Consider the following 13109-nt stretch of genomic DNA (forward strand, 5'->3'; position numbering starts at 1 on the left):
GAGCGGGGCGTGTGCTGATTTCATGCTGCTGGTCTCTGCCCTCGGGTGAGGGCGATGTGGACCATGATGCGCCTTCGGTAGTTGTCCATGTTGGTGAAGCCGCATCCGACACGCTTGGTTTGCTTGATGATCCGGTTGAAGCCCTCGGTGCGGGCGTTGGTCACGTCTTCGGTGAGCGCGACGAGCACCGCTGGCCACCAGGTGTCGATCGTGGTCGCCAGGCGGCTGGTTTCCTCCATGTCGGCGCGGGCGGCGGCGTCGTAGAAGTCGTACAGCCTGCGCCGGATCTGGTGCGGCTGGTGTTCGGCCAGCAGCAGGCGCAGGCGTTCCTTGACGGCATGCGCGGCGGCCGTGCAGTTGCCGGGTGATCCGTTGACGGACCTGGGTGACCATGAGGTTGGCGAGGGCGACGAGATGCCACTTGTCGACTGCGATCCGCGCGTCCGGCAGGGCGGTGCGGATCCCGGATCGACAGGTACAACAGCGCCCGCCCGCACACCCGCCTCGGCAACGCCCCACCCGCCGAGTACGAGGCAGCGCACTGCGCTGAGCCCACCAAGTCATCGCGACCGGCAATGACACCTGCATAGACGTGGCATCAACGCGTAGATGTTTCAGTTTCTTCTGTGCTGGGGCTGTGTCAGGTGCTGGACCGGGTGTAGGCAGCGGCGCGCACCACATCGTCGTCCTCCAGTCCAGCTCCTAGTGCTCCGCCCACGGTGGCCAGGCTGGCGGTGAGCCAGCTGATCTTCGCGTAGTCCAAAGCGTTCACTGGGTGACCGGCGACACCGGCCAGTACCTGCTCGTCGATGAGCAGCAGCGCGCCGACCCAGGACAGGATGAATAAGCCGAGGTAGAACACCACAACCCCGATGGCCACGGTCGCGGTGGTGGCCAAATTGAACAGGATCACCTGCTCACGTTGGGCTCGCCGCCGTGGGCGCTCCCACAAGTCGGCTCCCAGGATCAGGGTGGCACTCACCGCCCCGATCGCCATCACCGCCAGCAGGACCAGGCGCACCGGCCCGTAGGCCATGGCCAGTACCCATAGGTCCGAGGCCACCAATGTCAGCATGCCGGTGGCCGCTGCCACGACCATCGCCCGGGAGAGCCGGGCCACGAAGGCCCAAGGCTGGTTGGCGCGGATCATGCCCAGCAGCAACCGCACGTTGCCGCTCAGCACTCGGGCCGTGAACTGCACGACGTTGTCGTCCGGGCGTTCGTCGAGATCGGTGGACAGCTGGTGGGCTCTTCGAGCAAGATCCCGCTGGGCGTTGAGGTCTTCGGCGTCGTAGCCCAGGAGCTGCCCGACCACGTGCACGGTGGTCTCTTGCACCTTCTGCCGCACGTGCACGGCTCCCAGGGTTGGGACGGAGACCAGTCCTACCCCGTGCACGGGGCTGAGCTGGGTGAGCACCGGACGTCGGCCGGTCTTCAGGGGGATCTCGGTGAGCACCACGGCCAAATCCCAGTTCTCCTCCAGCACGCGGTTTCGGGCCGCCTCCAGCAGGTCCAAGGTCTCGGTGGGTGGATCGACCAGCCGGTCTTCGGCCATCTTCAGTTGCCAGCGCACTCCCGGATACCGCTGCACCAAAATCTTGCGCACCGAGGTGGTGACCTCGGGGCCGAGCATCGCACTCAGGGATGGTGAGACCACCAGGCCGATGAGCAGCTCGGCATCGGAAAGGGGTTCGGCAGGATCGGCGGTGGATCGGCGACGCTTAGCAGTCACCGCTCCATGGTGAGGCAACCACGGGCCGATTGCCACTGGCTCGATGGAGCCCCAAGGTTTCGTGCAGCACCGCGGGCCGGATTCGGTGGTCGCCTCGATCCCGGAGAGAGCGGTGCTGCTCACTGCGAAATCCTCTCCCCGCCGACGCCGCCAGCGCGAAGACATCACAGCCAGCGGGCCCGGGACCTGCCGGTGTCGAGGACGGCTTCTCGATGATGCTGCAGTGACGGATCGGTTGAAGTGCTTCGGCGGTGTGGGAGCAGTGATCAGCGTGGGGCCGGTCGATTCCGTTCGGACAGGTGATGCATCGACTGCCCAGCGGCAGGTGCGGTACTGATGCGGGGGTACCCGGTGCAGGGGTGTCAAGGCCCAGCTCCGAAGACGGCAAGCCGGGCACGTGAAAGGCGAATTATGGCCCGCCGCAACCCGAGCGGGAAGGCATGTGTGGCACGAGGCGCCGAAGACGGGCCGGGCGTTTACTGCAGAGATAAATGGCTCTCCGCATTTGAGCGGGGCGTGTGCTGATTTCATGCTGCTGGTCTCTGCCCTCGGGTGAGGGCGATGTGGACCATGATGCGCCTTCGGTAGTTGTCCATGTTGGTGAAGCCGCATCCGACACGCTTGGTTTGCTTGATGATCCGGTTGAAGCCCTCGGTGCGGGCGTTGGTCACGTCTTCGGTGAGCGCGACGAGCACCGCTGGCCACCAGGTGTCGATCGTGGTCGCCAGGCGGCTGGTTTCCTCCATGTCGGCGCGGGCGGCGGCGTCGTAGAAGTCGTACAGCCTGCGCCGGATCTGGTGCGGCTGGTGTTCGGCCAGCAGCAGGCGCAGGCGTTCCTTGACGGCATGCGCGGCGGCGATCTCGTTGGTCGGATCCTCGGCGGCGAGGGCGGCGTTGAACCGGGCCTTTTGCTTCACGGTGAGGTGCTCGTAGCCGGTGAGCAGCAGTTGCCGGCTGGCCCAGACTTTGTCGGTGGCGGTGCCGCGGCGGCCGTGCAGTTGCCGGGTGATCCGTTGACGGACCTGGGTGACCATGAGGTTGGCGAGGGCGACGAGATGCCACTTGTCGACTGCGATCCGCGCGTCCGGCAGGGCGGTGCGGATCCCGCCCGCGTACGGCGCGGACGGGTCGATCACGACCAGGTCGATGCCGGCCCGGAACGCGGGTGTCTGCAGCGCGGGCCAGTCGATCACGCACGCCCCGGAGCGTCCCGGGGTCAGCCCGAGAAGGTGCCCGGGCAGGGTGGGGTCGGCGTTGACGAACGAGGTCATCCACGGGTTCGACCGTGTCCAGCCGGCCTCTTCGAGCACCCAGCGCACCGACCGGGCGCGGGTCTCGTCGATGTTGAGCACGCGGGTGGGTTCCGGCTCGGGCAGCCACTGGTTGGCCAGTGCGATGAGCGCCCGGTGCGCGGTCGACCACGCCACCTGGTACTCGCTAGCGACCTCGCTGACGGCGCGGTTGCCCGACGCGATCGCCGAACCGATCTTCTCTCGTAGCCGGGTCGTGAGCCGCGACCGTGCCGGCGCAGCGCGGGACTGCTGCGTGAATGTCGCTGTCCCACAGGCCGGTTCGCGGCACACCAAGCGCCGTTTGAGCCACCACAGATCGGTTCTTTGGCCGGAGGCAGGCAAGTCCTTGACTCGAACCAGTGGCCGCTCCTTGATCCTTGAGGTGAGCACCCCGCACTCGGGGCAGGCGCCCTCCGGGTCGATGACCTCGATGACGACACGCACCGTGTCGGCATCGATTCGTTCGAGCTGCGGGACGGTGAACTCGTCCTCCAGCCCGAGCAGCACTGACGTACCCTCGTTCATGCTCGTGGTCTCGCTGTTGTCGCGTTGTGAGAGACCAACAGCATGTCGGGGCCACGAGCCCCATCAACTACCGGGCACCCCGCTCAAGCGCGAAGAGCCCAGTAAGGGGCGGTCAGGTCGGTGGGTCGCAACGGGTACTCCAACATCCGAACCGCGGCGAAGACGCCGGCCGCCGCGTACAGGAACAGCCCGACGCCCCAGGTGAACACCGCGAGGGCGGCGAGGAGCCGGTCCAGTTCGCGGTAGACCGGTTGGAGCGTGGCCGCGGCGATGGCCACCGACTCGCTGGCGACGACCCAGATGAACCACGTTCCGTTCGCCTTCGCGAGGACGGGACGCTCCGCCGTGCCGAGCACGGCGGTCCACGGGACGACATATCCGAGCACCAGCCACGTCGCCGCCGCGCCCACGAGTAGTACGGCCGCGGTGGAATGCCAGCCGTCCATCATCAGGCGTACGCCGAGCACGTTGCTGCCCGCGACGAAGGTGAAGAAGCCGAACGCCCGTCCGGAATCGGCGAGATCGGCGCGGACCTCGTCGCGGAACGCGAAGAACCGCCACACCGACAGGGCCACCAGCGTCGCGTATCCGATCGCGGACACGATCAGCAGCACGGCCGATGCGAGGTGGAAACCGCGGAGGTGGAGTCCGGTGGACACGATTCCGCCGGCCATGACGAAGGCGAAGTAACGCGGCGCGAGGATGCGGACTTCTTCGCGGAGACGGGAAGGGGCCTGCACTGCGTGCCCGCTACTTCAGCAGGCGGGACATCCGCCGGTCGGCGAGGACCTTCCCTCCGGTCTGGCAGGTCGGGCAGTACTGGAACGAACGGTCGGTGTAGGAGACCTCGCGGACGGTGTCGCCGCACACCGGGCACGGCTCACCGGTGCGGCCGTGCACGCGCAGCCCCGACCGTTTCTCGCCCTTGAGGCGCGCCGCGTCCTGCCCGACCGAGCGCGTGACGGCATCGGTCAGCACCGACCGCATCGCCCCGTACAGCGCGGTCACCTCGTCGTCGGTCAGCCGTCCGGCGGTCGCGAACGGTGACTGCTGCGCGACGTGCAGGATCTCGTCGGAGTAGGCGTTGCCGATGCCCGCGAGAATCTTCTGGTCGATCAGCAACGTCTTGAGGCGCGAGGTGCTGTCGGTCAGGAGCTCGGCGAACTCGTCGCGGGTGAGGGCGAGCGCGTCGGGGCCGAGGCGGGCGATGCCGGGCACCTGCTGCGGATCGTCGACAATCCAGACCGCGAGGCGCTTCTTCGTGCCGGCCTCGGTGAGATCGAAGGCCGGTGTCGTCGCGTCGGGGGCGAACAGGTGCACGCGGAGGGCGAGCGGACCGCGACCGAGTTTCGGGGGAGTCTGCGACGGTTCGTCGAGCCAGCGCAACCAGCCGCCGCGCGACAGGTGCGTGATCAGGTGCAGCCCCGAGCAGTCGATCGCGAGGAACTTGCCGAAGCGCACCGCTCCGGTGATGTCGCGTCCCTGCAGCGCCGTGATCGGCGGGTCGGCCGTCTGCAGTACGTTCAGCGCCGCGACGTCGATGCGTCCGATGACGCTGCCGACCGCGTGCTCGCGCAGGAACACCGCAAGTGCTTCCACCTCGGGGAGCTCGGGCATGGGAACAGGCTACGGTCGCCGGGCCGTTCGCGGGTGGCGACGGACACCTTCGACCCACCGATAGACTGCGCTCGTGACTGTGTCGACGCCCTACGAAGACCTGATGCGCCTGATCCTCGAGACCGGCGCGGAGAAGGCGGACCGTACCGGAACCGGCACGCGGAGCCTGTTCGGCCATCAGATGCGCTTCGATCTGTCCGAGGGCTTCCCGCTGATCACCACGAAGAAGGTGCACCTGAAGTCCATCGTCTACGAGTTGCTGTGGTTCCTGCGCGGCGACTCCAACGTCAAGTGGCTGCAGGAGCACGGCGTGACGATCTGGGACGAGTGGGCCGCACCCGACGGCGATCTGGGCCCGGTCTACGGCGTGCAGTGGCGCTCGTGGCCGACCCCCGACGGGCAGCACATCGACCAGATCGGCCAGGTGATCGAGACCCTGCGCACCGACCCCGATTCGCGGCGCATCCTCGTCTCGGCGTGGAACGTGGCCGAGCTCGACAAGATGGCGCTCATGCCGTGCCACGCCTTCTTCCAGTTCTACGTGGCCGACGGCAAGCTCAGCTGCCAGCTCTACCAGCGCAGCGCCGACATGTTCCTCGGCGTGCCGTTCAACATCGCCAGCTACGCGCTGCTCACCCACATGGTCGCGCAGCAGACCGGACTCGAGCCGGGAGAGTTCATCTGGACCGGCGGCGACTGCCACATCTACTCGAACCACATCGAGCAGGTCACGGAGCAGCTCACCCGTGATCCGTATCCCTACCCGACGTTGAAGCTGCACCCGCGCGACTCGATCTTCGACTACCGCTACGAGGACGTCGAGGTGGTCGGCTACCGGCACCACCCGGCGATCAAGGCGCCGGTGGCCGTCTGATGGGGGATGTCACCCTCGTCTGGGCTCAGGCACGTGGTGGTGTGATCGGCCGGGAGAACACCATCCCGTGGCACATCCCCGAGGACATGGCGTTCTTCAAGGACGCGACGATGGGAAAGCCGGTGATCATGGGCCGGCTCACCTGGGATTCACTGCCGCCGAGGTTCCGGCCGCTACCGGGACGCCGGAACATCGTCGTCACCCGCAACGTCGAGTGGTCGGCCCAGGGCGCCGAGACCGCGACGAGCCTCGAGGACGCACTGACACTCGCCCGTGAGGACGAGGTCGTCGTCATGGGTGGGGGCCAGATCTACGCGCAGGCGATGCCGTTCGCGAAGCAGCTGCTCGTGACCGAGGTCGACCTCGACGTCGCAGGAGATGCGACCGCACCTCCGATCGGCGCCGAGTGGGTGGCGGATCCCGGAGAATGGCTGACGTCCACCAAGGGAATCAGGTTCCGCTGGATCCGGTACGCCCGAAGCTGAGTTCTCGCGGCGGCATCTGAGCGATACTGCGGTACATGGACAAGCTCTCCTTGACCGCCATGGCACGGCAGCAGCTCAAACTCGCAGCGACGTCCAGCAGCGGACGCAGCTCCCAGACGGTTTTCGGTGGGCATACCAAGCACCTGCGGCAGACCGTCGTCGCGTTGCTGGCGGGGCACGAACTCGGCGAGCACGACAGCCCGGGCGAGGCGACCCTGCAGGTGCTGTCGGGTCAGCTCCAGCTCGTCGCCGGCAACGACGTGTGGAAGGGTTCGGCGGGCGACATGATCATCATCCCGCCGGTCCGGCACAGCGTCAGCGCCATCGAGGACGTCGCCTTCCTGCTCACCGTCGCCAAGTAGCGTCGCTCACTGCACGCGCCGAGTAGCGACGCTCATTGCGCGCGTCGAGAAGCGGCGCTTACTGAACAGGTGCCGGAGCGGCGTACCCGCGGTAGCCCTCCCACGCGAGGCGGCGCTCGCGACGCGGATCGTGCTCGATGCGCGTGACCTCGTCGAAAATCACTGTCGCGCGGTCCTTCTCGTCGTAGGGTGGCCACGACGGCAGTGGTTCACCGTGCCGGGCCACGTTCAGCCACTGGCGCTGCATCGCCCCGGCGGCCGTCCGCAGACCACGTCGCCCACCGAGTGCCGTGAGCGCCCGGCCGAGCGGTTCGTCGGTCTGGTCGAAGACCGCGAGCAACTCCACCGCGTGCGTCGCATCGAAGCCCGTCCACCGCAGCACTCGCGGCGCGAGATCGAAGCGGTACATGAAGGTCGGCGCGAAACGCGAATGTGCCTGCGCGAACTGCACGGACGGATACCAGAAGGTGAGGTCGCCGCCGAGATCGATCGCGGCACGCTCGTCCGGATATCCCGGATAGATCCCCGTGATGCGATCCTTCGCCTCGGGATCGGTCGCGGCGAACAGTGCGTCGATCCGCCGAGGGTTCGTCGGCAGCGCGTCGAGGAACTTCGGGAACAGTGCACCTTCGCGGTCGTTCGTCCCGAGCACGAGCGGAACGGGATGCGCCGCGCCCGTCTCGTACGCCTCGAGCGGTTGGAGCGGAACGAAATCGCCGTCGACGACCGGGCCGAAGGGATGCAGACCGGGAGTCGCGCGCAGTACCTGCGCCCCGAGGCGCGATCCCACCCGCCCGAGTTCGACGGGGGAGGTGTCGAGCAGCGCCTGCGCGGCGGTATCCGGATCGGCACCGAGCAGTTCGACGAACTTCCGGCCCCATTCGGCCGAGCGGTCGGAGGTGACGACGAGATTCGGCGCCGGGCTCTGTGCGATCGCGGCGGAGAACAATCCGCGCGCGGCGGGTGTCGCGAGCAGGGTCGTCACCGAGGTGCCGCCGGCGGACTCGCCGAAGATCGTCACGTTGTCGGGGTCGCCGCCGAAGGCCGCGATGTTGCGCTGGACCCATTCGAGCGCCGCCACCTGGTCGCGCAGACCGAGATTGGAATCGAATCGGACCGAATCGGTGGAGAAGGACCCGAAGTCGAGATAGCCGAGCGCTCCGAGGCGGTAGTTGATCGACACGTAGACTACGTCGCCGCGTCGGACCAGCGACTCGCCGCCGTAGACCGACAGGGCACTCGTGCCGAGGGTGAAGGCGCCGCCGTGGATGAACACCATGACCGGTCGCGGTGCATGGACCCGACCGGCGGGGGCGAGCACGTTGAGGGTCAGGCAGTCCTCGTCGGGACGCACTCGCACCCCGCGACGACCGGTCTCGGCGTAGCGCGGACGCTGCGGGGCGGCATTTCCGAACTGCGTCGCATCGCGCACTCCCGTCCAGGGCTCGACCGGTTGCGGCGCCCGCAGCCGCAGCGGGCCCACCGGGGGAGCGGCGTAGGGAATGCCGCGCCAGGCGAGGAGGTCGCCGAGCCGGGTGCCGCGGACGGTTCCGTCGGCGAATGTGACGTGGGTCTCGGGCGTCATGCTCCGCACTGTACGTGACGGGGCGTCACGGTAGCCGCCGTGTCCACCGTCGACGTCACCAGAAGTGGGGCTCGAGGCCTCGGCCCGCGAGCTCTGCCCGTACGTAGGTGCGCAGCGTCGCGGTGTCGGGGAAGCGCTCCTCGTCGAGGGCGACGAACGCGAGTGTGTACCGCTCGTCGGTGTGGCAGGCGTAGACCGACAGGCGGGTCGTGGTGCGGGCCGGCCGGGTGTCGAGTCCCGGGTGCATAGCGCGCATCGCGATCCCGGTGGTGCGGTACGGGCCCAGCGTGGTGAGCTCGCGGGGCACCACGCCGATGTTGGAACACAACAGGTCCCGCTCACCGGCACCGCGCGCGACGCGGGCGGCGATCCGGTCGGGGAGGAGTTGCAGGATCTCGGCCGGCATGTTGTGCGGCGCGCCCTCCCGCGGCTGCGAATAGGCGTGCGCGGCGCGGGCGCGGATGGAGGCGAGCGTGTCGCCGTCGTCGACGGTGATCCCCACCATCGACACGCCGTTGGAGACGGTTCCCTCCTTCCGGTCGTCGACCGGAACGGAGATGCGCACGGGGAACGGGATGCGGGCGCGCCGGGCGACACCGGCGGACGCGGCGAGCAGCAGGGCGTTCGGGCTGCCGTCCTCCGCGGCCGCGACGGCCTTCCACTGCGCCGCGTCGACGTCGACGAGCGCGGTGCGCGGTCGCGAGTGCACCGTCTGCGGCGCGGGCGGTTTCTCCGTGCGAGGTGTGTACTTCACGCGGCGCAGCCCGCTGCCGACCTTCCGGAACAACTGCATCGCATCGCGTAGGTCGGATTGGCGACCGGGGTCGGGTCGTCGCGGCCGGTCGGCGAGCGCGTCGGCGACCGCGCGGACGAATCCCCGCGCGTCGGTCAGGACGTGCGAGCACACGATCGACAGTGCGGTGCCGCCGCTCGTGAGTCGGGTCGCGGCGACCGCCCAGCCGGGACCGAGCTCGGGATCGACGTCCACGTTCGCGTGCTCGTCGGCCCAGGCGAGGAGCTCGTCGTCGGGGATGGGGGTCGCGGGATAGCGCAGTGGATGGACGTGCGTGTTGGGTTCGAAGCGGGGGCGTGCACCGGGAACCCGGGGACGGACCACACGGCGACCGAGCGGGCCTTCGGACAGCACGTCGTGCAGGGACAGCAACAGGGTCGCGTCCACGGTCTCGTCGGTGCGCCACAGACCCTGCATCACCGACGGCAGGCCGGTTCCTTTGTGGCGGTGGAGGAACATCTCGTCCACGACGCTCAGGCGATTCACAATCCCGACCGTAGCGCCGACCGTTGACCGAAGCACTGAACCGAGGTTCAATCCTTGGTGTGGCGTACCGGCGGACACCCGCAGTGCAGGAGCGACTCGACGCGCAGCGCGAGGCGATCGCCGCTGCCGCCGTGACTCTGCTCAGCGAACGCGGATACAGCGGACTGTCCGTCTCGGCGGTCGCCGAACGGGCCGGCGTCGCCACCGGCAGCGTCTACCGGCACTACGTCGACAAGTCCGATCTCATGGTGCGGATCTTCCGGGAACTGTGCGAGCGGGAGGTCGAGGCCGTGACGTCCGCGGCCGCAACCGGATCCGGTGCCGACCGGGTGACCGCGGTGGTCGACACCTTCTCCCGCCGTGCGCTGCGCAATCCCACCCTCGCCTACGCCCTGCTCGCCGAACCGGTCGACGCCGCGGTCGACGCCGAACGACTCGTGTTGCGCCGCGCCTTCGCAGCGGCCTTCGCGAACGCCGTGCGCCACGGCGTCGAGACCGGTGAATTCCCCGAACAGGACGTCGAGCTCACCGCCGCGGCGCTCGTCGGGGCTGTCGGTGAGGTGCTCACCGGTCGCCTCCCCGGCGCGGCCGACGGTCGCCTTCGAGACAGTGCGGCCGACGGTCGCCTTCGAGACAGCGCGGCCGGATCCACCGTCCCCGACCTCGTCGTCCTCGTACTGCGAGCGGCGGGGCATCTGCCTTCCGGAACGACTCAGGAGTGAAGCCGTGAATTTCCCCGCCACCCACGAAGTGTTCAACCAGGTACCGGACCTCGAGCCCTACGGGGCCGCCGACGACCCCGCCCTCCTCGAAGGACTGCGCCGCGAAGGGGCGAGTTGGGCCGAGGACGAGGTCCGCGAACTCGGCGCCCTCGCCGGCACCGCCCGTGCCCAGGACTGGGGGCGGCTCGCCAACGAGTATCCGCCCGTGCTGCACACCCACGACCGCTACGGCCACCGCGTCGACGAGGTCGAGTTCCATCCGCACTGGCACGACCTGATGACCGTCGCCGTCGAGAACGGCCTGCACGCGGCACCCTGGCGCGACCCGCGTCCCGGCGCGCACGTTGCCCGTGCCGCGAAGTTCTACGTGTGGGGGCATACCGATGCCGGGCACATGTGCCCGATCTCGATGACCTACGCCGCGATCCCGGCGCTGCGCCACAACGCCGAACTCGCCGAGCGCTACGAGCCGCTGCTGGCCGCGCCGCACTACGACTTCGGGCTGCGCGAACCCTCCACGAAACGTGGCCTGATCGCCGGGATGTCGATGACCGAGAAGCAGGGCGGTTCCGACGTCCGCGCCAACACCACCACCGCGACCCCCAACGCCGACGGTTCGTACACGATCGTCGGGCACAAGTGGTTCACGTCCGCGCCGATGTCCGACCTGTTCCTCACGCTCGCGCAGACCGAGCACGGACCGTCGTGCTTCCTGCTCCCGCGCGTCCTGCCCGACGGCACCCGCAACGCCATCCGCATCCAGCGGCTGAAGGACAAGCTCGGCAACAAGTCGAACGCCTCCTCCGAGATCGAGTACGAGAACGCGATCGGCTGGCTCGTCGGCCCGGAAGGTCGCGGCATCAACACCATCATCGAGATGGTGAACATGACGCGACTCGACTGTGTCATCGGCTCGGCCGTGAACATGCGGATCTCGACGTTGCGCGCGGTTCACCATGCCCGTCACCGGAAGGCGTTCGGCGCGTTGCTCGTCGACCAGCCGCTCATGCGCAACGTCCTCTCCGATCTCGTCGTCGAGTCCGATGCCGCGACGACGATGATGATGCGTCTGGCCGGGGCGACCGACCGCGCCGCCGGGGACGAGCAGGAGGCCGCCCTGCGCCGCATCGCGCTGGCCGTCACCAAGTACTGGGTGTGCAAGCGGGCACCCGCGGTCGCCGCCGAAGCCCTCGAATGCCTCGGCGGCAACGGCTACGCCGAGGAATCGGGCATGCCGCGGCTCTATCGCGAGTCGCCGCTCATGTCGATCTGGGAAGGATCCGGCAACGTCGCGGCACTCGACGCGCTGCGTGCAATGGCGCGGCAACCCGACACCGTCGAGGCGTTCTTCACCGAGGTCAGGCTTGCGGAAGGTGCCGATCCGCGGCTCGATTCGGCCATCGCCCGGATCGGCAAGGAACTCGCCGACCTCGAGGACGCCGAGTACCGGGCACGGCGGGTCGTGGAGCTCATGGCCCTGGCCCTGCAGGGCGCGCAGCTCGTCCGGCACGGACATCCTGCCGTCGCGGAGGCGTTCTGCCGCAGTCGGCTCGACGACGACTGGGGCATCGCGATGGGCACACTGCCGACCGGCGTGGACACCGCCGCGATCCTCGACCGGGTCTGACGAGGGCGGGTCCGATCCTGCGGCGCTGTCACCCGTCTCAGGTCGAGGGCATACTGGAATACGTCCTGCGAGGAATCGACTACGGGTGGAGCCCGTCATGATCGGCAGCAACGAATGGTGGGAGTGGGGTCGGCAGATCGCACTCGCGGTGACCGAGCCGCATGCACTGCACCGTGCCCGCATGATCGTGCGCGGCGTCGTCGCCGAATCCGAGGCGGTGAGCGACAGCCGCCGGGGCGACGCCGAGATCCACTCCGTCAACCTCGCGCAGGGCACTCCGGTCACGATGAGCCCCCGACTGGCATCGATGGTGCGGTCGGCGCTGTGGGCGGCCCGCATGACGGGCGGGACCATCACCCCGGTCGACTCCGACGACGCCTCCGTCGATGCCGGAGCCATCCCGCCGATCCATCCCATCCCCACCTACCGCGACGTGCAGATCGACGGAGACATCGTGCTCGCTCCTTTCGGGGTGAGTCTCGAACTCGGCGCGACGGCCGTGGCCGACACCGTCGACTACTCCGCGGCGCTCGTCGCGAATCTGCTCGAATGCGGGGCGCTCGTGCGCATCGGCGACGTGATGGCCACCGCGGGGCACGCGCCTGCCGGGGGATGGCAGGTGCCGCTCCCGGACCGGGGCTCGGTCGAACTGCCGGCCGGATCGGCGATGGCGTCGCACACCAGCGACGTCGCCGACCCCGAGCGGTGGCGTCTCGTCAGCGTCATCGCTCCCGACGCGGTGTGGGCTCATGCGGCCGCGGCGACGGCGTTGCAGCGGGGCATCGGAGCCCTGTCGTGGCTCGAACAGTACGACCTGCCGGCGCGTCTCGTCGACACGCACGGACGGGTCCGGACCACCACGGCCTGGTCCGATCCGAAGGCTGCTTGATCTCTCGAGCAGGGTGCGGTCAGGCTGACAACAGTGGGCGAAATACCTGACACTACATGATACTTTCTGATACTCACTCAACCGCGCGCATCGGAGAGGCCGCCGAATATCGGAACATGT

The 13109-nt window shown here is 68.6% G+C and carries 12 protein-coding genes and 1 pseudogene; 6 read left to right on the forward strand and 7 right to left on the reverse strand.

Features of this window, described 5'->3' with window-relative positions:
* Positions 1–20: 20 nt before the first annotated feature.
* The 5 genes and pseudogenes from BO226_RS01275 to BO226_RS01300 all read right to left on the reverse strand — a co-directional run bounded on the left by BO226_RS01275 (position 21) and on the right by BO226_RS01300 (position 5166).
* A pseudogene (locus BO226_RS01275) lies at positions 21–681 on the reverse strand (ISL3 family transposase).
* A complete protein-coding gene (locus BO226_RS01280) occupies positions 641–1732 on the reverse strand; it encodes a hypothetical protein (RefSeq protein WP_006551558.1) in 1092 nt (363 codons plus the stop codon). Before BO226_RS01280 ends, BO226_RS01275 begins: the two are co-directional and overlap by 41 nt.
* A 527-nt stretch (positions 1733–2259) precedes the next feature.
* Complete coding sequence (locus tag BO226_RS01290) at positions 2260–3549, reverse strand: ISL3 family transposase (protein ID WP_083543562.1); 1290 nt, start codon at positions 3547–3549, stop codon at positions 2260–2262.
* 83 nt (positions 3550–3632) lie between these two features.
* Entirely contained in the window at positions 3633–4289 is a 657-nt protein-coding gene (locus BO226_RS01295; protein WP_231913152.1) for a tellurite resistance/C4-dicarboxylate transporter family protein, read from the reverse strand.
* Positions 4290–4299: 10 nt separating this feature from the next.
* On the reverse strand, positions 4300–5166 hold the full coding sequence (locus BO226_RS01300; RefSeq protein WP_006551556.1) for an Fpg/Nei family DNA glycosylase: 867 nt from the start codon (positions 5164–5166) through the stop codon (positions 4300–4302).
* A gap of 73 nt (positions 5167–5239) precedes the next feature.
* On the opposite strand from BO226_RS01300, the gene BO226_RS01305 reads away from it, so the two are divergent.
* Genes BO226_RS01305 through BO226_RS01315 form a run of 3 tightly spaced genes read left to right on the forward strand, consistent with a single transcriptional unit; the run spans position 5240 to position 6887 of the window.
* A complete protein-coding gene (locus tag BO226_RS01305) occupies positions 5240–6040 on the forward strand; it encodes a thymidylate synthase (protein WP_039583962.1) in 801 nt (266 codons plus the stop codon).
* Positions 6040–6525, forward strand: a complete 486-nt coding sequence (locus BO226_RS01310; protein WP_033096739.1) for a dihydrofolate reductase — start codon at positions 6040–6042, stop codon at positions 6523–6525. The genes BO226_RS01305 and BO226_RS01310 overlap by 1 nt, the downstream gene beginning before the upstream one ends.
* Before the next feature lie 35 nt (positions 6526–6560).
* A complete protein-coding gene (locus BO226_RS01315) occupies positions 6561–6887 on the forward strand; it encodes a cupin domain-containing protein (protein ID WP_006551553.1) in 327 nt (108 codons plus the stop codon).
* A gap of 58 nt (positions 6888–6945) precedes the next feature.
* On the opposite strand, the gene BO226_RS01320 is transcribed toward BO226_RS01315, so the two are convergent.
* Positions 6946–8472: a carboxylesterase/lipase family protein gene (locus tag BO226_RS01320; protein WP_071934472.1), complete on the reverse strand. Its 1527-nt coding sequence runs from the start codon at positions 8470–8472 to the stop codon at positions 6946–6948.
* Positions 8473–8527: 55 nt separating this feature from the next.
* Positions 8528–9751 carry a hypothetical protein gene (locus tag BO226_RS01325; protein ID WP_071934473.1) on the reverse strand — a complete coding sequence of 408 codons (1224 nt, stop codon included), beginning with the start codon at positions 9749–9751 and terminating at the stop codon, positions 8528–8530.
* 59 nt (positions 9752–9810) lie between these two features.
* Here BO226_RS01325 and BO226_RS01330 point away from each other — a divergent pair, with 59 nt between their 5' ends.
* The 3 genes from BO226_RS01330 (at position 9811) to BO226_RS01340 (ending at position 12989) form a co-directional block, all read left to right on the forward strand.
* Positions 9811–10473, forward strand: a complete 663-nt coding sequence (locus BO226_RS01330) for a TetR/AcrR family transcriptional regulator (protein ID WP_024103164.1) — start codon at positions 9811–9813, stop codon at positions 10471–10473.
* A gap of 4 nt (positions 10474–10477) precedes the next feature.
* Positions 10478–12100 (forward strand): acyl-CoA dehydrogenase family protein, encoded by a 1623-nt coding sequence (locus tag BO226_RS01335; RefSeq protein ID WP_071934474.1) that lies wholly within the window; start codon positions 10478–10480, stop codon positions 12098–12100.
* Between the two features lie 97 nt (positions 12101–12197).
* Entirely contained in the window at positions 12198–12989 is a 792-nt protein-coding gene (locus BO226_RS01340) for an FAD:protein FMN transferase (RefSeq protein WP_033096735.1), read from the forward strand.
* Positions 12990–13109: the final 120 nt, after the last annotated feature.

The sequence above is a fragment of the Rhodococcus sp. 2G genome, from assembly GCF_001886355.1.
Lineage (GTDB): Bacteria > Actinomycetota > Actinomycetes > Mycobacteriales > Mycobacteriaceae > Rhodococcus > Rhodococcus pyridinivorans.